The sequence below is a fragment of the Marinobacter sp. NFXS9 genome (assembly GCF_040148665.1).
Lineage (GTDB): Bacteria > Pseudomonadota > Gammaproteobacteria > Pseudomonadales > Oleiphilaceae > Marinobacter_A > Marinobacter_A mangrovi.
Genome location: NZ_JAGDDW010000021.1, coordinates 24,879 through 43,251, shown reverse-complemented (window position 1 = coordinate 43,251; position 18,373 = coordinate 24,879). Strand labels below are relative to the sequence as shown.

Sequence of the window (18,373 nt, the reverse complement as noted above, 5' to 3'; positions counted from 1 at the left end):
CGCCTTGGGCGCCGCTATGCGGAAACTGGTGCAGATGGCCTACGGCGTGCTGAAGCACCAGCAAGGCTACGATCCTCAGTGGGCAGCGTAAGCCCATTGAGGACTGTAGGGACAGATGGTATCTACGCCTTCCAGCTGGCCTCACATGTAGCTGACGCTTTAGCTTCGGAACAGCCTGCAAGGCTGCCGATTCGGAATAACCGGTTCTTCCGAGCCCAGACTCTGAAATCCCCAAACGAGAAAGGGAGCCGCCGAGGGCTCCCTTTCAATATCACCGATCTAACCAGATAGACTTTAATCCGCCTTACCCAGCATCGCTTCCTTCAGGTCTTCCTGGGCGGGCTCGTCGGACAGCCAGATGCCAAACAGCGCCTTCTTGAATTCGAGGCCCGGAATGGTGTCTTTCTTGGTACCGTTCTTGAACACCTGGACGCCTTCATTGGGCACATACACCAGATCAAAGACATCACCTTCCTTGATCTCTTCCTTGAAGACGCCCATGAACTGGTCGATTTCCTGCTTCACCGGCGCCATATCGCCATGGGTGGAGGCCTCAAAGCCTTCCATGGTGGCTTCGGTCATACGGTCACTGGTGATCATGCCGGAAATGATGTCCAGCCGGATCGCCTGGGGCTGATCCGCATCGATGATCGCTTTGGGATTGGACTGCTTCTGGGGCACAAACAGGCTGCCAACATACAGATCCAGGAACCACTTGGATCGAACCCCGGCGCCATTGAGCACCAGGTCAGAACTGTCGGCCTTCATCTGTTCCGGCACATCGACACCTTCCAGAGTCAACGCAGACGCCGGTCCTACCAGGGCAAGAGTGAGCAGCAGTGCTGAGGTAACCTTTTTCATCATCATGTCCCTAAACGTTTGATTGTTATTTATTTTATAACTTTAGTCCTTCCAGACCAATTGCATTTTAGCAATGCGGTCAGACACTCTCCGATGCCTGGTTCTCATTTGCCGAAGCCGCACCGGATGGCCACTGGCACACGACGCCTGACGCCGATCAGCCAATAAAAAACCGGTGGCCCCTCTCGGGATCACCGGTTTTTGTGTGCCATTCTGAAGAATGGTTTATTTAAACAGCATGGCGCAGGACAAGCCTTCCTTCTCCAGGATCTCCCGCAGGCGACGCAGCGCTTCGACCTGGATCTGGCGAACCCGCTCTCGGGTCAGACCGATCTCCTGCCCGACCTCCTCAAGCGTACTGGTCTGGTAACCACGCAGCCCGAATCGACGGGAAAGCACTTCCTGCTGCTTGTCGCTGAGCTGGTCCAGCCAGCGCTCGATGCAGCCCTGCATGTTGGTATCCTGCAGCAAGTCGGCCGGATCGGTTGCGCCTTCATCGGCCACGGTATCCAGCAGCGATTTTTCGCCGCTGCTGCCGATCGGGGTGTCTACGGAGGTGACCCGCTCGTTCAGCCCCAGCATGCGTTTCACATCGTTGACCGGTTTGTCGACCATCTGCGCAATTTCCTCCGCAGACGGTTCGTGATCCAGCTTTTGGGTCAGCTCACGCGCTGCGCGCAGGTACAGGTTCAGTTCCTTGACCACATGAATCGGCAGGCGAATCGTGCGCGTCTGATTCATGATGGCGCGCTCGATGGTCTGGCGAATCCACCAGGTCGCGTAGGTGGAGAAGCGGAAACCGCGTTCCGGGTCGAATTTCTCGACGGCGCGGATCAGGCCGAGATTCCCCTCCTCGATCAGGTCGAGCAGTGTCAGGCCCCGGTTCACGTAGCGTCGTGCAATTTTCACCACCAGACGCAGGTTGCTTTCAATCATCCGTTTGCGTCCGGCTTCCTGTCCCTTACGGGCCAACCGTGCAAAGTAGACTTCTTCTTCCGGTGTGAGGAGTGGTGAGAAACCGATTTCGTTGAGATAGAGCTGGGTAGCGTCCAGCTGTTTCTGGCTGGTGTAGTAGCGGCCTGAAGCCTTGGAGAGATCGGATGAGTCCGTTAACGGCGCGTCATCCTGTTCCTGGTTACTGGAGTCGACTGTCAGAGTCTCTTCTTCCGGATCCTCGACATCTGCCACACGATCAACAATGAGTTCATCACGCTCTGCTGACATAGTTCTTGCCCCGCCTTTTAACCCCATTCTTATCACCTGCCGGAATTCTTGTTGTTCGACAGGTGCCTGCTGTTCTTTTCAACTGCTTATGACACGTTTACTTTTCAGCGATGTGACATGTGTTTTTCAGCAGTCGGGGCGGTTCCGCCTACCTCGGTGGCAAATAATGCATCGGATCCACCGGGTTGCCGTTTTTTCTTATCTCAAAATGCAGCTTCGTCGCATTGGCGCCGCTGCTGCCCATTTCGGCAATGAGCTGGCCCGCCCTGACGTTTTCTCCCTCCTGCACCAATATCTTCCGGTTGTGAGCGTATGCGCTCAGATAGTGCTCGTTATGATTGATGATGATCAGGTTACCGTAACCCAACAACCCGCTGCCCGCATAGACCACGCTACCTCTGGCGGCTGCCCTGACCGGATCACCCGGTTTGCCGGAAATATCAACACCCTTATTGACTTTTCCCGACGTCGAGTATCCTGCAATTACGGGGCCAACATTGGGCCAGCGCCACTGGATATCGGAGACCACCTGGGTCTGTTCCTGCAGGGATTTATCCGCTTGCGGTGCCCTCTGAACCCGGGGTTTGGGAGCGGACGTCGGCGTCTGGCGGGGTGCCGGCCGGCTGGCCTTGCGGGGCGCGGTGGACGATGACGACGAGGACGCCACGGACTGCCCGGAAGGCACGTGGCCTCTCAGATCCAGGCGGATGACCTGTCCCGGTTTGATGGTGTAAGGCGGCTTGATGCCGTTGGCGTTGCCCAGTTCGCGATAGTCACGCCCATATCGCCAGGCAATGCTGTAGAGGGTCTCGCCGGACCGGACGACGTGCTGGCCCCAGTAAACCGGCGGGTTGTATCGGTCATCCTGGTAGATGTCGGCGGTATTGCAGCCCGTGAGCAAAAACAGGACAAGCAAACCGGCGCCCAGGCCCCGGAAGGACAGACGGCGGCAGCACTTCGCCAGGAGAGAAACCGCCGGTTTCTGGTCCCGAAACCCTGTACGACCATCTAAGCTCACGGAAATAACAGCTTCTTTTTTATTTCAAATTTGTATGAAAAATAGTGCAGTCCCTGAAGAATGCAGTATAAGTCACTAATTCATTGCATATTTTTTAAACAAATTAAAGTTACTTAATCTAAATAGGTGTTCCAATCGGTAACACGAAAAGTAACAAGTTCACATATTTGCTGTGACAGCGAGCACTGATATTTCGTGACCTGCCTCGGTTCACGACGCAGCTGCGCGTGCCTGACGCATGCGGCCGAACCATTCCAGGCCGAGCACAACAACCACACCGAGTATAGCCAGCCCGATCGCAGCCATCAGCGCGGACGATTCGCCCGTCACACTGGCATAGGTTCCGGGTAACAGGTTGATCTCTTCCAGCGGCACCCGATCGCCGTGGCTGTTGATACGCCAACTGATGGCTTCCTTCCAGGGCCAGACTTTGCTGAGTGCCCCCAGCATAAACCCGGTCAGCAATGCGAGCATCCCGTCCCGATAGCGTCGGAATGCCCACGACAGAACCTGTGCGATCGACAATAGCCCGACAACACAACCTGTCACAAACAGTCCGAGACGGTCCAGTTGCCATTCGTTAACAGCCGTCAGGATCGGTCCGTACATGCCGATCATCAGGAGAATAAAACTGCCGGAGATGCCGGGCAGGATCATCGCGCAGATGGCCAGAGCACCGGACCCGAACAGCGTCCAGTAGGTCACCGGTGTTTCCCCCGGTGACATCTGGGTAACGAACCAGGCGGCGATCGCGCCGATCAGTAGCAGCAGCACTTGCCCTATCCCCCAGCGGCCGATTTCACGACCCACGTGCCAGGCAGACGCCAGGATCAGGCCGAAAAAGAAACTCCAGAGGAAGACCGGATAATGGGAGAGCGCAAAGCGAATCGCCCCTGAGAGGGTAATGATGCTGGCGATGATGCCACCAAACAGCAGCACCAGGAAGGTGCCGTCCATCCTTGACCAGAAGGCGCCGACACGGCCCCGGAGCAACTCACCGGTCAGGGCGCGCGGAAAAGCGCCGATGGCGTTCAGCAGGCGCTCGTAGATACCCGTGATAAAGGCAATTGTGCCGCCGGAGACGCCGGGCACCACATCGGCCGCGCCCATAGCAATGCCCCGCAGCAGGATGGCAAGAGGATGTTGACGTTCCACCGGTGTCGGCGATTCATGGGTCATCGAACCACCCCGCTCAACAGCGGCACGAACCGGACCGGTTCCAGCTCAGTGATCTCGTAATCGTCGCCGCGGCGAATAACCTTGGTCAGCACCTGGGTCGTTTCGCCGATGGGAGCCACCATCACCCCGCCTTCGGCCAACTGGGGCAGCAAGTCCTCTGGCATGGACGCCGGAGCCGCCGTGACGAGAATACCGTCGAAGGGCGCGTTCTCCGGCCACCCCATCACGTCGCCGGCCAGACGCAGGCTGGTGTTACGCAGGTGGAGCGTTCGCATCCGTTCCCTCGCTTTATTGAGTAGCGGATTAATGCGCTCAACACTGAAGACCTCATCCACCAACTGTCCAAGCACGGCCGTCTGGTATCCCGAACCGGTTCCCAGTTCCAGTACCCGTGACGGATTGTGCTCCATCAACACTTCCGTCATACGAGCCACGATGTAAGGTTGGGAAAGGGTCTGCTGATAGCCTATGGGTAACGCCGTGTCCTCATAGGCCCGGTGGGAAAGCGCTTCATCCAGGAAAATATGCCGCGGGATTTCCGACAGTGCCGTCAGCACCCGCTCATCCTGAATGCCGGACTCGCGCAGGCGCTGGATCAGTCTCATTCGGGTCCGGCGTGATGTCATGCCGATCCCCTGCAGTTCAGCCACCATCAATCCTCCGCCTCCAGCCACTGGCTGAGGGAATCCAGGGCCTCGTGACGCGTCATGTCGACCTGGATCGGCGTGATCGAAACGTAGTTGTGCCGAACGGCGTAAAAGTCAGTGCCCGGACCGGCATCGTCACCGGCCCCGGCTGCACCGATCCAGTAACGCTTCTTGCCCCGCGGGCAGGTCATCGGAATCGCCGGCTCGCCCCGCCCCCGGTGCCCCAGACGCGTTACCTGGAATCCGGCCAGCTCCTCCCAGGGAACATCCGGCACGTTGACATTCAACAGACAGCGCGGCCCCAGCGCCAGGGTGGCTTCTTTTTCCACCAGCGTGCGCACGGCGCGCGCGGCCGTCTCGTAGTGGAAATGGCCGTCACTGACCAGGGAAACGGCAATGGCTGGCAACCCCAGAGAACGCCCTTCGGTAGCGGCGGCGACCGTACCGGAATAAATCACGTCGTCGCCCAGGTTGGCGTGGGTATTGATGCCGGAAATGACACGGTCGAATGGATGATCGAACAGCCCGTTCACGGCCAGGTTGACGCAGTCGGTCGGGGTGCCGTCCACAGACAGAAAGCCCTGGGGATGGGTTTCGACCGTCAGCGGACGATTCAGTGTCAGGGAATTACTCGCCCCGCTGTGGTCGCGATCAGGGGCCACCACACTGAGATCGCCGAGTCCCCGGAGCCCCTCGTAAAGGACTTTCAGCCCCGGAGAATGAACACCGTCATCATTCGCCAGCAAAATCCGCACATCCGTCTCCGTTTCAGTTGGCGCCTGCCCTCACCTTTCGCAGGCAAATCGCAGGTCGTAAGAGCCTATGAACATCAACCCACTATGATGCCGGGTTTCCAGTCCCCTCGCCAGCCACAACGTCGAGAATTTCAGCCACCAATGCCGTTGCGAAACCACCGGACGCCAATTGGAAATCCAGCTGCAGGCAGCCGGGTTCGGGCCAGCACCATGCCAATCCGGAGATCGGCAGCCGTAGCGAACGCCGCTCGGGCTTCATCCGGGTGCTGGCGAAAACGCCGGCCATCTCCGGGTGGCGATCCACCACATCGCGCTCGATCCGTTCCAGGTCACCGTCAGCCCGGGTACCGCCGTCGCCCCAGAGAGGGCCCGAGGGCTCTGCGGACCAGGGGTCGCCGTCCATAATCTCGCGCCAGTCGTCTCGCTCCACCCGTTCTGCCAGAACTTCGTTAAACAACCATGACCGGGCTGCCGAGAAGGCCATCCCGGCCTTGAAGTTGCGTCCACGCCGAGGGCGGTCGCCCTGGGCCACCGCCTGGGCCAGATTATTACCGTCCCGCCCGAAGCGCTGCGGCCCAAAGTAGTTGGGAATGCCGGAGTCCCGCAGCGACGCCAGTCGCTCTTCAAGTGCTTCCGGGTCTGCCTTCACGTCACGAAGGGTCAGACAGAACCGATTGCCCGAATGATCGCCCCGCCGCAGCTTACGCTGGTGACGGGCCTGCTTCAGCACCGCCCAGTGCTGCCCGATCGCGTCGACCAACGCCGCATCATCCGGTTTGCCCGGCCGATAAAGACTGAACCACTGCCGGGTCACTGCATGCCGATCCTTGAGGCCACAAAACCCCACATCAAACGAACGAATACCGGCCATGCTGGCGAGCTGGCGCGCCACGAATTCGGTATTGTCACCGCGTTTTTCGAGGAACAGGCACAAATGCTCGCCGTCCCCGGAAAAGGGCGTGTCCATCACTTCAACGACCTGAAAATCTTCCGGCTGCGATCGCATCACGGCGGTACCCAGCCGTGGACCCGAGGTGGTCGGCCAGTCCAGACGCCAGCGGCTCATCGGACCCCATCCAGCAGCAGGCAGATGGCCTGGCAGGCAATCCCCTCTTCCCGGCCGGTAAATCCGAGCTTTTCCGTGGTAGTGGCTTTGACACTGACCGCGTTGACGGGCAACGCCAGATCGGCCGCAATGCACTCGCGCATCTGCGCAATATGAGGCGCCATCTTCGGTTTCTGGGCAATGACGGTGCTGTCGATGTTGGCAACGCGGAATCCGGCGTCCTGCACCGCCTGATAAACCGCACGCAGCAGCTCACGACTGTCGGCACCGCGCCACTGGGCATCGGTATCCGGAAAGAAATGCCCGATGTCGCCCAGTGCGGCCGCGCCCAGTAACGCGTCGGCCACTGCGTGCAAGAGGACGTCGCCGTCGGAATGCGCCCGGATGCCCTGACTGTGTGGGATTCGCACGCCGCCGATCATGACATGGTCGCCCTCGCAGAAGGCATGGACGTCGTAGCCCTGTCCAATTCGCATCATTCAGTGTTCCAGTTGATCCAGTATCCAGCCCGCCAGCGGAAGATCCTCCGGCAGGGTAATCTTGATGTTATCGGTCCGACCGCGCACCAGTTTCGGCGTGTGTCCCATAGCCTCCAGGACGGACGCCTCGTCCGTCACCGCAACCCCGCGGTCCCGGGCCTGTTCCAGCGCGGTGCGCAACAACCCATAGCGAAACTGCTGCGGCGTGAAGGCTCGCCAGAGGGCACTGCGGTCGATCGTTTCGATGACCGCGTCGACATCAGGCGCCTGTCGTTTGATGGTATCGGAGACCGGTGCTGCCAGCAGCCCGCCACTCTCCCCGTCACCCAGGGCGGACATCAGTCGCCGGATATCCTCGGTCGCCACACAGGGGCGCGCCACGTCATGAACGAGCACCCAGTCGTCATCGGAGAGGCGATCAGCCAGCGCGTTCAATCCAGCCAGAACCGAGTCGGAGCGGTCGTTGCCGCCGGTACAGGTGAAAACGCGGGGGTCCGATGCGCTGTCACTGCCGGCGAACCAGCGGTCTTCCGGATGCAGGGGGACCATGGCGCCGACGAACAGGTCAGTGTCCAGCAGACGGGACAGGGTGATATCCAGAATATAGCGTTGCCTGAGTCGCAGATACTGCTTCGGGCGGTCGGCCTGCATGCGCTGCCCAATGCCCGCGGCAGGAACCACAAGCCAGTATTGCCGTTGCGTCATGGAACTGTCCGAAGGGACCTGTGTGACGATCAGGGATCGACCACCAGGAAGAAGGTTTCATCTTCACGAATCAGTCCGAGATTCATGCGCGCGCGCTCTTCGATCGCGCCCTTGCCGCTGCGCAGGTTGCGCACTTCGGCATAGAGTCGTTCATTGCGATCCGCCAGCGTGCCATTCTCGGCTTTCTGGGCTTCAATCTTCTGCTGCAGCTGCCAGACTTGCGCAAAACTGCCCTCGCCGATCCACAGGCGCGCCTGCAGAAGGACGATAAATACAGCCATGACAGCCCACAACACTTTCATGAAGAAACCCTGATAGAGACAAAAACAGCGCACAATCAGCGCGCTGCATTATGAACTTCCACCGAAGTCTAGCCTAAAAATCAGCCAAGCGCGATTGCGGAACCACGCAAAAATAAAGATGCACGGCCTAACCTGGCCTAGTCTGACAAAAAGGCCCAGGTTTCTCACCTGAGCCTTCCTGTGCAACACGCCCGGTAACCGGTCTGGCCGGGCGCTGCGTCGCCGGCTTACGCCTGGCCTTTGATTTCCTTCAGGCCACGGTAAGGTGCTTTTCCAGCCAGCTCTTCCTCGATACGCAGCAGCTGGTTGTACTTGGCCACCCGGTCAGAACGGCACAGAGAGCCGGTCTTGATCTGGCCCGCGCAGGTGGCCACGGCCAGGTCGGCAATCGTGGTGTCTTCGGTTTCACCGGACCGGTGCGAGATCACCGCTGTGTAGCCGGCGTCCTGCGCCATCTTGATGGCGTCCAGGGTTTCGCTGAGGCTGCCGATCTGATTGAACTTGATCAGGATGGAGTTGGCAATGGACTTGTCGATGCCCTGTTTCAGAATCTTGGTGTTGGTCACGAAAAGATCGTCACCGACCAGTTGTACCCGGTCACCCACTTTTTCGGTCAGGGTGGCCCAGCCGTCCCAGTCGCTCTCGTCCATACCGTCTTCAATGGACACAATCGGATAGCTGTCGCACAGGCCAGCCAGGTAGTCGGCAAAGCCGGCCGCATCGTATTTTTTGCCTTCGCCCGCCAGATCGTATTGACCATCGCGATAGAATTCAGAGGACGCGCAGTCCAGCGCCAGGGTCACGTCCTTGCCCAGCTCGTAGCCGGCCTTTTCCACCGCTTCCTTGATGACCGCCAGAGCGCCTTCGTTGGACGGCAGGTTCGGGGCGAAGCCACCTTCGTCACCGACCGCGGTGTTCAGGCCCTTGGCCTGCAGCACCTTCTTCAGGTTGTGGAAAATCTCGGCACCGATACGCAGGGCTTCGGCAAAGCTCGACGCCGCTACCGGCTGGATCATGAATTCCTGGATGTCGACGTTGTTGTCGGCATGTTCGCCGCCGTTGAGGATGTTCATCATCGGGACCGGCATGGAGTACTGGCCCGCCGTGCCGTTGATGTCGGCGATATGCGCATACAGCGGGATCTTGCGCTCGGCCGCTACGGCCTTGGCTGCCGCCAGGGACACCGCCAGGATGGCATTCGCGCCCAGGTTGGCTTTGTTTTCCGTGCCGTCCAGATCGATCATGACCTTATCCAGGCCGCGCTGATCCGCAGCGTCGAAACCTTTCAGGGCGTCACGGATGCGGGTGTTGACCGCGCCAACGGCCTTGGTGACACCCTTGCCCATGTAACGGGACGCGTCCTTGTCGCGCAGCTCCAGGGCCTCGCGGGAACCTGTGGAGGCGCCGGACGGCGCACAGGCGCGGCCAATGGTGCCGGACTCGAGGATCACATCCGCTTCTACCGTGGGGTTGCCCCGTGAATCTAGGATTTCGCGCGCTTTGATGTCCGCGATCTTGGTCATGCTTTTTGTCTCCAGAATTTAGGTTTGTCGGAATTGGAAAATTCAGGATTGGGAACGATCAGGCCGTATCCAGGGGCTCGAAGCCCTTGACCAGGTCGTCAATGGCCTTGACCTGCTTGAGGAACGGCTCCAGCTGCTTCAGGCGCAGCGCACAGGGACCGTCGCACTTGGCGTTATCCGGGTCCGGATGGGCCTCCAGGAACAGACCGGCGAGCCCCTGGGACATGCCGGCACGGGCCAGATCGGCCACCTGGGCCCGACGACCGCCAGCGGAGTCGGACCGTCCGCCCGGCATCTGCAAGGCGTGGGTCACGTCGAAGAACACCGGGTACTGGAAGTCTTTCATGATGCCGAAGCCCAGCATGTCGACCACCAGATTGTTGTATCCGAAGCTGGTGCCACGCTCGCACAGGATGATGCGGTCGTTGCCCGCTTCCCGGCACTTGTTGATGATGTGCTTCATCTCCTGGGGCGCGAGGAACTGGGCTTTCTTGATATTGATCACCGCGCCGGTGCGGGCCATGGACTCGACCAGATCCGTCTGGCGGCTCAGGAACGCCGGCAGCTGGATAATATCGCAAACCTCAGCTGCTGGCTGGGCCTGCCAGGGCTCATGGACATCGGAAATAATCGGCACGCCAAAGCGGTCCTTGATGTCCTTGAGGATTTCCATCCCGGCATCAAGGCCCGGGCCCCGGAACGAGTGGATGGACGATCGGTTGGCCTTGTCGAAAGACGCCTTGAACACGTAGGGAATGCCCAGCCGGCGGGTGACGTCGACATAGGCTTCGGCCACTTCCATGGCCAGGTCACGGGATTCGAGGACGTTCATCCCGCCAAACAGCACGAACGGCCGATCGTTAGCGATGGACAGATCCGCGACCGTGATGGTTTTCTGAGACATGTCGGACTCAATGCTCCTGCGATAGAAACAACGACGCCGGCCACAATGGGCCGGCGCAGCGTTTAGCTCGTTTTCTTGCGATTGAGGGCCGCTTCGACGAAGCCCTTGAACAGAGGGTGCCCATCACGCGGCGTTGATGTGAACTCCGGGTGGAACTGGCAGGCCACGAACCAGGGGTGGTCCGCCACCTCGACAACCTCGACCAGACGGCCGTCGGTGGAGTGACCGGAGATGCGCAGACCGGCATTTTCCAGCTGCGGCAGGAAGTGGTTGTTCACCTCATAGCGGTGACGATGACGCTCGCGAATCACCTTGCGGCCATAGCACTGGGCAATGGTGGAATCGTCGCCCAGCACACAGTCCTGCGCGCCCAGGCGCATGGTGCCGCCCAGGTCGGAAGCGGCATCGCGCTGCTCGGTTTCACCGGTGGAATCGAGCCACTCGGTGATCAAACCTACCACCGGTGTGGTGGTCTGGGGACGGAATTCGGTGCTGTGGGCGTCGGTCAGACCGGCCACGTTGCGCGCGTATTCGATGACGGCCACCTGCATGCCCAGACAGATACCCAGGTAAGGCACCTTGTTCTCGCGAGCGTAGCGAACCGTCTCGATCTTGCCTTCCACACCGCGCTCACCGAAACCGCCCGGCACCAGGATGGCATCGGCGGAGGCCAGCGCGCCGGTACCGTCACGCTCGATGTCTTCGGAGTCGATGTAGTTGATGTTCACTTTGGTGCGCGTCTTGATGCCCGCGTGCAGCAGGGACTCGATCAGCGACTTGTAGGCGTCCAGCAACTCCATGTACTTGCCGACCATGGCGATGGTCACTTCGTGCTCCGGGTTCAGCTGGGCATCGACGACCGCATCCCACTCGGACAAGTTCGCTGTACCGGCATCGCTTTCCAGGCCGAAGCGCTCGATGATCAGCTCGTCCAGGCCATGCTCATGCAGCATGCGGGGAATCTGATAGATGGATTTCGCGTCCTGCAGCGGAATCACCGCCCGCTCTTCCACGTTGGTGAACAGGGCAATCTTGCGGCGGGAGCTGAGGTCCACCTCATGCTCGGAACGGCACAGCAGGATATCCGGCTGCAGACCGATCGAACGCATTTCTTTCACGGAATGCTGGGTCGGCTTGGTCTTCACCTCACCCGCCGTGGCGATGTACGGCACCAGGGTCAGATGCATGAAGAGTGCACGACGCGGCCCCACTTCCACTTTCAGCTGACGGGTGGCTTCCAGGAACGGCAGGGATTCGATGTCACCCACGGTACCGCCGATTTCGATCAGGGCCACATCGGCACCGGCCGCACCTTCCACAACGCGGCGCTTGATTTCATCAGTGATGTGGGGGATGACCTGAACGGTACCGCCCAGATAGTCGCCACGGCGCTCCTTGCGGATCACCTCTTCGTAGACGCGACCGGTGGTGAAGTTGTTGCGACGACTCATCGGGGTACGAATGAAGCGTTCGTAGTGACCGAGGTCGAGATCGGTCTCGGCACCGTCTTCGGTTACGAAGACTTCACCATGCTGGAAAGGGCTCATGGTGCCGGGATCGACGTTGATGTAAGGGTCCAGCTTGAGAATAGTGACCTTTAAGCCGCGTGCCTCAAGAATGGCCGCAAGGGAAGCGGAAGCGATCCCTTTGCCCAATGAGGACACGACACCGCCGGTGACGAAAATATAACGCGTCATGCAGTTTCCGTGTGATTTATCTGGTTCGGTGAAGGGGGGAGATTGTCATCTCAAGATGGGACGCCAGAATACCAGAAGGCCCCCTCTTACTCAACGACAATCCCGCTCCCAGACAATCCGCCATGACGCGACGCCAGTGGCTTCGATCAGTATAGGGGAAACCCACAAGTCGCCCACAGCCACCAGTTCATCGTCCTGCCAGATCAGCGGGATACGGTCCCGCTCCCAGGGCGGCACGCCCTGCTCCTGCAGCCATTTCTTCAGTGGCCGGCTGGGGCCTCCCGACAGGGGCCGCAAGCGCTCGCCTCCCTGGCGCGCCGTGACCGTCAGCGTCAGGCTTCGCCCTCCGCCGATGGCTTTCACCGCACCGCCAGCCCAGGGCAAAACGTCGTCGGTGACCCAGGTCACGTTCGACACCGGCGCCACGCCGCGATCGCGCAGGCAGTACAGCTTCCCCTGGTAGCGGCGAACGCAGTACCCGGCGCCACGCAACTCCGGCTCCCGGTCCGGGCCGGCAGACAGCAGATCCGCCATCGCCTGTTCGAGACGGGCTGCAGGAGGTGGTTCGTATCCGCAATCAATCAACCACCAGCGTAGCAGATTTTTCTGTTCTGACAGATCCAGCGCCACCAACCCGGCAACCGCCAACCGTTGCCGGTCATCCTCGATATCTCGACGCTGCAACGCCGCCAGACGGGCCGTAAGCTGGCTGGCTTCGTCACATTGCCGGGACGCGCGACCGATGCTGCCGATCACCCCGGGCCAACGGTGGGTCAGCGGGACCAGTACCTGGTGGCGGAGATAGTTACGGTCGTAGCCGGTTTCTTCATTGGTGGGATCGTCAAACCACTGCAACGCCCATTGACGGGCAAGCCCTTCAATCTCGCTTCGCGGCATCCCCAACAGCGGTCTACAGAGACGCCCTGCCCCTAAAGGGCGGGATTGCGGCATACCGGCCAGTCCGCGCACGCCCGTCCCTCGCACCAGCCGAAACAGCACGGTTTCCGCCTGGTCATCCGCGTGGTGCGCCATCAGCAGGCAATCGCCCGGCCCAAGATGCTGCTCAAAGGCCCGGTAGCGCGCCTTGCGGGCTTCGTTCTCGAGGCTTTTGCCGGCGTCGACGTCGATGCTTACCTGGGTCAGCGGGATGCCTAACAGATCACAGGCCAGGCGACTCTGCTCAGCCATATCCCGGGCGGCCGCCTGCAGCTGATGATTGATATGAAGCGCACTGACGACGCCTTCGGCACGATCGGCAAACCACGCCGCCGCCACGTTCAGGAGGAAAATCGAGTCCAGGCCGCCGCTGAGCGCGACAACCATGCGGGGAGCATCAGGGAGGGCCGACATGGCCTGCTGCAGTGCGACAGGCCATGTCGAAGGATCCAGCCGATTACCGGCCTGTGTCATAGGCGGTCAGGCGCTCGTAGCGCTGATTGACCAGATCGTCGGTTTCCAGCGCGCCCAATTCGGCCAGGCCGGACTTGAGCTGAGCCTTGAGCGCCTTCGCCATCTCTTCCGGCGAGCGATGGGCGCCACCGAGCGGTTCGGGAATCACCACATCGGCCAAATTGAGCTCTTTCAAACGATTGGCCGTGACACCCATGGCTTCCGCCGCCTGGGCGGCGTACTCGGCGCTCTTCCAGAGGATCGACGCGCAACCTTCCGGAGAAATTACCGAGTAGGTGGAATACTGGAGCATGTACAGGCGGTCGCACACACCGATGGCCAGCGCGCCGCCGGAACCACCTTCGCCGATCACCGTGGCGATCACCGGGGTTTTCAGGCGCGACATCACCGCCAGGTTGTAGGCGATGGCTTCACTCTGGCCACGTTCCTCGGCACCGATACCCGGGTAGGCGCCCGGTGTATCGATAAAGGTGAGGATCGGCATGCGGAAGCGCTCGGCCATTTCCATCAGGCGCAGGGCCTTGCGGTAGCCTTCCGGGCGTGGCATCCCGAAGTTGCGACGGACCTTGTCCTTGACCTCACGCCCCTTCTGATGACCGATCACCATCACCGGCTGGCCGTCGATACGAGCGGTGCCACCCACGATGGACAGGTCATCGGCGTACTTGCGGTCGCCGTGAAGTTCGTCGAAATCGTCGAACACCATCTCGATGTAATCGAGCGTATAAGGCCGCCGGGGATGACGCGCCAGTCTCGCGATGTCCCAGGGGGTCAGGCTGGAGAAAATATTCTCGGTCAGGCTGACGCTCTTGTTCTTGAGGCGACTGATCTCGTCGGTGATGTTCAGTTCGCTGTCGTTACCAACCAGGCGCAGCTCTTCAATCTTGGCTTCCAGGTCGGCGATAGGCTGTTCGAAATCCAGGTAATTGGGATTCATGATCTTCCGTCGTCGTTGGCTCTCGTGTCCCGCCTACACCGGTATCGGGACACCCATTCCAGTGTCATGTAGGGAACCTAACAGGCCCGGATGCCTAGAAAAAGCGGACATTGGTATAACCCGGCTCGGCCTGAACCCACTTGCGCTATACACCTTCGTCGTAGACCAGACACATCAGTCGTAAACCAGTTCCACGGCCTGATCGCCGACAAGATGTCGCAAGTTTAGCAGTAAATCGTCATTGGGCTGGACCCGCCAGGTCTCACCCAGTTGAATCCGGGTCCGCGCCTCGTCGCTCTGGTAGTTGATCCAGACCGGGCAGCCGGTGCCCTCACGCCCGCGATGCGGCTGCAGTGTGCGATCCAGCTTGTCGAGAAGCCCGTTGCCCAGCTGCTCGGACGACAGCGACATCTGCAGACCGCGACTGTAGCGCTGACGCGCCGTCGCCACGTCCATGACATCGCTGACCCGCATTTTTAGGGAGCCGGAATAGTCGTCGTGGCTGACCGTCCCATCCACGACCACCACCTCATCGGACTGCAACAGATCCCGGTTGTCGTTGAAGGTCTCGGAAAACAGCGTCGCCTCAATGCGGGCGGACCGGTCATCCAGGGTAACAAAGGCCATGGTCTGACCGCGCTTGTTCTTCATGGTGCGCATCGCCACCACCAGGCCCGCCACCCGTTGCGGCGCCTTGGCCGGCTTGAGATCGGCGATGGACTGGCGGGCAAACCGGCGCACTTCACGCTCGTACTCATCGAACGGGTGGCCGGTCAGATAGAGTCCCAGCGTGTCTTTCTCGCCCTTGAGGCGTTCCTTCTCCGGCCACTCGCGCACCTTGCGCACTTCCTCGAACGGATCACTGTCGGTGCCGTCCAGGGTTTCGCCAAACATGTCCACCATGCCTACGGATTCGTTGCGGGACTGCTGGCCGGCCTGCTGCACCGCTTTCTCGATACTGGCCATCATCTGCGCCCGGCCCGGACCCAGCTTGTCCATGGCCCCGGCCCGGATCAGCGCCTCGATGGCCCGCTTATTGACCCGCTTGAGATCAACGCGCTTACAGAAATCGAACATGTCCTTGAATGCACCGCCTTCCCGGCGCGCCTCGACAATGCTCTGGATTGGCCCTTCACCCAGCCCCTTGATGGCGCCAAGACCGTAGACCACCTGACCGTCGTCATTCACCGTGAAGGTGTACTCCGAGGTACTGACATCCGGCAGGACCAGGTCCAGTTTCAGATTGCGACACTCTTCGACCAGCGTCACCACCTTGTCGGTGTTCTGCATATCGGCGGTGAGAACTGCCGCCATAAACTCGGCGGTGTAATGCGCCTTCAGCCACAGAGTCTGGTAGGACACGAACGCGTAGGCGGCCGAGTGGGATTTGTTGAAGCCGTAGCCGGCGAATTTTTCCACCAGGTCGAAGATGTTCTCGGCCAGCGTCTTCTCGATGCCGTTTTTCTCGCAGCCTTCGAGGAAGAACTGCTTCTGCTTGGCCATTTCCTCGGGTTTTTTCTTACCCATGGCCCGGCGCAGCATGTCCGCGTTACCCAGCGTATAGCCAGCCATCACCTGGGCGATCTGCATGACCTGTTCCTGGTACAGGATAACCCCGTAGGTAGGCTCCAGAACCGGCTTCAGGCCCTCATATTGATAGTCCGGGTGCGGGAACGACATCGGCTGGCGACCGTGCTTCCGGTCGATGAAATCGTCCACCATGCCGGACTGCAGCGGCCCCGGACGGAACAGGGCCACCAGGGCGATCATGTCTTCCAGGCAGTCCGGCTGCAGGCGGCGAATCAGGTCTTTCATACCGCGGGATTCAAGCTGGAAGACGGCGGTGGTCTCGGCCTTCTTCAACATGTCGAACGACGGCACGTCATCCAGCGGAATCTTGCCAATGTCCAGCGGCGCCTCGCCCTGCTTCTCCCGTTTGGGGTTGATCATCTCCAGGGCCCAGTTGATGATCGTCAGGGTCCGCAACCCCAGGAAGTCGAACTTGACCAGCCCGGCGTCCTCAACGTCGCCCTTGTCGAACTGGGTCACCGGGCTGCCGCCCTCATCGTCACAGTAGAGCGGCGAGAAATCGGTGATCTTGGTGGGGGCAATGACCACGCCCCCCGCGTGCTTACCAGCGTTCCGGCACACCCCTTCCAGCTTGAGGGCCATTTCCCAGATTTCCTGGGCTTCCTCGTCCTGGTTCAGGAAATCCTTGAGCTGTTCTTCCTGCTCGATGGCCTTGTTCAGGGTCATGCCGACTTCGAACGGGATCAGCTTGGACAGTTTGTCCGCCAGCCCGTAGGACTTGCCCTGTACCCTCGCCACGTCGCGCACTACCGCCTTGGCGGCCATGGTACCGAAGGTGATGATCTGGGAGACCGCAGCGCGGCCGTATTTCTCGGCCACGTAGTCAATGACCCGGTCACGGCCTTCCATACAGAAGTCGACGTCGAAGTCGGGCATCGAGACCCGTTCCGGGTTCAGGAAGCGCTCGAACAGCAGGTCGTATTCCAGTGGATCCAGATCGGTAATCTGCTGCGCGTAGGCCACCAGCGAGCCGGCACCGGAGCCTCGCCCAGGCCCAACCGGCACGCCGTTGTTCTTGGCCCACTTGATGAAGTCCATAACGATGAGGAAGTAGCCGGGGAACCCCATCTGGATGATAATATCCAGCTCGAAATTGAGGCGCTTGTAGTATGCGGCGCGCTTCTCGTCGTATTCGGGATCATCCGGCGACAGCGTGCGGGACAAGCGGTCTTCCAGACCTTCTTCCGACACTTTGCGGAAGAAGTCGTCCATCGTCATCCCTTCCGGGATCGGATAGTCCGGCAGGAAGTATTCCCCCATGCGCACCTTGACGCTGCAGCGACGGGCAATCTCCACGGTGTTCTCGATGGCCTCGGGAATGTCCGAGAACAGCTCGATCATTTCTTCGGGGCTGCGCAGGTACTGCTCGTCGCTGAACCGGCGCTCACGGCGGGGATCATCGAGCGTGCGGCTCTCGCCGATGCAGACCCGGGCCTCGTGCGCCTCAAAGTCTTCCTGGTTGAGGAAATGGACATCGTTGGTGGCGACCACCGGCAGTTCCAGCTCGTCGGCCAGCTCAACGCTCAGATGCAGGCAGTCCTCGTCGCCCTGACGACCGGTGCGGTGCAGTTCAAGGTAGTAGGCATCCGGGAACAGACGCTTCCAGTATTCCGCCCGTTCACGCGCCAGATCCGCCTTGCCCGCCAGCAGCGCCCGGCCGACATCGCCCACTTTGGCACCGGACAGGGCCAGCAGGCCGTCAGCCCGGGATTCAATCCACTCCCGCTTGATGATGGGGACGCCGTGGAGTTGGCCGTCGGTGTAACCCTGGGAGATGATTTCCGTCAAGTGCAGGTAGCCGGTCTGGTTGCGGGCAAACAGGGTCAGCCGGAAGGGCTTTTCCGGTTCGTCGGGATTCTCCAGCCAGATGTCGGCCCCGATGATCGGCTTGATGCCCGCCCCCATGGCCGCCTTGTAGAAGCGGACCAACGAGCACATGTTGGACTGCTCGGTCAGCCCCACCGCCGGCATGTTGAGTTCGGCCACCCGGTTGATGAACGGCTTGATACGGACGATGCCGTCGACCAGCGAATACTCGGAGTGGACGCGCAGATGGACAAAGGTATTGGACATGGG

General features: G+C 60.4%; 16 protein-coding genes. All 16 read right to left on the bottom strand.

All coding sequences use genetic code 11. The annotated features are described in order from the left end of the window. Positions 1-294: 294 nt before the first annotated feature. The 16 genes from J3364_RS21585 to dnaE all read right to left on the bottom strand — a co-directional run bounded on the left by J3364_RS21585 (position 295) and on the right by dnaE (position 18,370). A complete protein-coding gene (locus J3364_RS21585) occupies positions 295-861 on the bottom strand; it encodes a chalcone isomerase family protein (protein WP_349560215.1) in 567 nt (188 codons plus the stop codon). Positions 862-1,086: 225 nt separating this feature from the next. Then, positions 1,087-2,085 (bottom strand): RNA polymerase sigma factor RpoS, encoded by a 999-nt coding sequence (gene rpoS, locus J3364_RS21580; RefSeq protein ID WP_123635520.1) that lies wholly within the window; start codon positions 2,083-2,085, stop codon positions 1,087-1,089. Between the two features lie 148 nt (positions 2,086-2,233). Continuing rightward, the gene (locus tag J3364_RS21575) at positions 2,234-3,001 is read right to left on the bottom strand and encodes a peptidoglycan DD-metalloendopeptidase family protein (RefSeq protein WP_349560214.1); all 768 of its coding nucleotides are present in this window, start codon (positions 2,999-3,001) and stop codon (positions 2,234-2,236) included. A 312-nt stretch (positions 3,002-3,313) separates the two neighbouring features. Further along, positions 3,314-4,282: a DUF368 domain-containing protein gene (locus tag J3364_RS21570; protein WP_349560213.1), complete on the bottom strand. Its 969-nt coding sequence runs from the start codon at positions 4,280-4,282 to the stop codon at positions 3,314-3,316. Further along, complete coding sequence (locus J3364_RS21565; RefSeq protein WP_349560212.1) at positions 4,279-4,935, bottom strand: protein-L-isoaspartate(D-aspartate) O-methyltransferase; 657 nt, start codon at positions 4,933-4,935, stop codon at positions 4,279-4,281. Before J3364_RS21565 ends, J3364_RS21570 begins: the two co-directional genes overlap by 4 nt. Then, on the bottom strand, positions 4,935-5,684 hold the full coding sequence (surE, locus tag J3364_RS21560) for a 5'/3'-nucleotidase SurE (RefSeq protein WP_349560211.1): 750 nt from the start codon (positions 5,682-5,684) through the stop codon (positions 4,935-4,937). The genes J3364_RS21565 and surE overlap by 1 nt, the downstream gene beginning before the upstream one ends. Positions 5,685-5,766: 82 nt before the next feature. Continuing rightward, complete coding sequence (gene truD, locus J3364_RS21555) at positions 5,767-6,750, bottom strand: tRNA pseudouridine(13) synthase TruD (protein WP_349560210.1); 984 nt, start codon at positions 6,748-6,750, stop codon at positions 5,767-5,769. Beyond that, entirely contained in the window at positions 6,747-7,226 is a 480-nt protein-coding gene (gene ispF / locus J3364_RS21550; RefSeq protein ID WP_349560216.1) for a 2-C-methyl-D-erythritol 2,4-cyclodiphosphate synthase, read from the bottom strand. The genes truD and ispF overlap by 4 nt, the downstream gene beginning before the upstream one ends. Positions 7,227-7,229: 3 nt before the next feature. Beyond that, the gene (gene ispD / locus J3364_RS21545) at positions 7,230-7,934 is read right to left on the bottom strand and encodes a 2-C-methyl-D-erythritol 4-phosphate cytidylyltransferase (protein WP_349560209.1); all 705 of its coding nucleotides are present in this window, start codon (positions 7,932-7,934) and stop codon (positions 7,230-7,232) included. A 29-nt stretch (positions 7,935-7,963) separates the two neighbouring features. Beyond that, positions 7,964-8,236: a cell division protein FtsB gene (gene ftsB / locus J3364_RS21540; protein WP_123635515.1), complete on the bottom strand. Its 273-nt coding sequence runs from the start codon at positions 8,234-8,236 to the stop codon at positions 7,964-7,966. Between the two features lie 227 nt (positions 8,237-8,463). After that, entirely contained in the window at positions 8,464-9,759 is a 1,296-nt protein-coding gene (eno, locus tag J3364_RS21535) for a phosphopyruvate hydratase (protein ID WP_203141237.1), read from the bottom strand. Positions 9,760-9,817: 58 nt separating this feature from the next. Next, positions 9,818-10,663, bottom strand: a complete 846-nt coding sequence (gene kdsA / locus J3364_RS21530) for a 3-deoxy-8-phosphooctulonate synthase (RefSeq protein WP_123635513.1) — start codon at positions 10,661-10,663, stop codon at positions 9,818-9,820. A gap of 62 nt (positions 10,664-10,725) precedes the next feature. After that, positions 10,726-12,360, bottom strand: coding sequence for a CTP synthase (gene pyrG, locus J3364_RS21525; protein ID WP_123635512.1), 1,635 nt, complete (start codon positions 12,358-12,360; stop codon positions 10,726-10,728). Between the two features lie 90 nt (positions 12,361-12,450). After that, complete coding sequence (gene tilS / locus J3364_RS21520; RefSeq protein ID WP_349560208.1) at positions 12,451-13,710, bottom strand: tRNA lysidine(34) synthetase TilS; 1,260 nt, start codon at positions 13,708-13,710, stop codon at positions 12,451-12,453. Between the two features lie 43 nt (positions 13,711-13,753). Beyond that, on the bottom strand, positions 13,754-14,707 hold the full coding sequence (gene accA / locus J3364_RS21515; RefSeq protein WP_349560207.1) for an acetyl-CoA carboxylase carboxyl transferase subunit alpha: 954 nt from the start codon (positions 14,705-14,707) through the stop codon (positions 13,754-13,756). 174 nt (positions 14,708-14,881) lie between these two features. Next, complete coding sequence (gene dnaE / locus J3364_RS21510) at positions 14,882-18,370, bottom strand: DNA polymerase III subunit alpha (RefSeq protein WP_349560206.1); 3,489 nt, start codon at positions 18,368-18,370, stop codon at positions 14,882-14,884. Positions 18,371-18,373: the final 3 nt, after the last annotated feature.

What these genes read in the sequence shown, in the direction of transcription:
- J3364_RS21585 (WP_349560215.1), bottom strand. Translation starts at nt 861, where the DNA reads ATGAAAAAGGTTACCTCAGCACTGCTGCTCACTCTTGCCCTGGTAGGA.
- rpoS (WP_123635520.1), bottom strand. Translation starts at nt 2,085, where the DNA reads ATGTCAGCAGAGCGTGATGAACTCATTGTTGATCGTGTGGCAGATGTC.
- J3364_RS21570 (WP_349560213.1), bottom strand. Translation starts at nt 4,282, where the DNA reads ATGACCCATGAATCGCCGACACCGGTGGAACGTCAACATCCTCTTGCC.
- J3364_RS21565 (WP_349560212.1), bottom strand. Translation starts at nt 4,935, where the DNA reads ATGGTGGCTGAACTGCAGGGGATCGGCATGACATCACGCCGGACCCGA.
- truD (WP_349560210.1), bottom strand. Translation starts at nt 6,750, where the DNA reads ATGAGCCGCTGGCGTCTGGACTGGCCGACCACCTCGGGTCCACGGCTG.
- ispF (WP_349560216.1), bottom strand. Translation starts at nt 7,226, where the DNA reads ATGCGAATTGGACAGGGCTACGACGTCCATGCCTTCTGCGAGGGCGAC.
- ispD (WP_349560209.1), bottom strand. Translation starts at nt 7,934, where the DNA reads ATGACGCAACGGCAATACTGGCTTGTGGTTCCTGCCGCGGGCATTGGG.
- ftsB (WP_123635515.1), bottom strand. Translation starts at nt 8,236, where the DNA reads ATGAAAGTGTTGTGGGCTGTCATGGCTGTATTTATCGTCCTTCTGCAG.
- eno (WP_203141237.1), bottom strand. Translation starts at nt 9,759, where the DNA reads ATGACCAAGATCGCGGACATCAAAGCGCGCGAAATCCTAGATTCACGG.
- kdsA (WP_123635513.1), bottom strand. Translation starts at nt 10,663, where the DNA reads ATGTCTCAGAAAACCATCACGGTCGCGGATCTGTCCATCGCTAACGAT.
- pyrG (WP_123635512.1), bottom strand. Translation starts at nt 12,360, where the DNA reads ATGACGCGTTATATTTTCGTCACCGGCGGTGTCGTGTCCTCATTGGGC.
- tilS (WP_349560208.1), bottom strand. Translation starts at nt 13,710, where the DNA reads ATGTCGGCCCTCCCTGATGCTCCCCGCATGGTTGTCGCGCTCAGCGGC.
- accA (WP_349560207.1), bottom strand. Translation starts at nt 14,707, where the DNA reads ATGAATCCCAATTACCTGGATTTCGAACAGCCTATCGCCGACCTGGAA.
- dnaE (WP_349560206.1), bottom strand. Translation starts at nt 18,370, where the DNA reads ATGTCCAATACCTTTGTCCATCTGCGCGTCCACTCCGAGTATTCGCTG.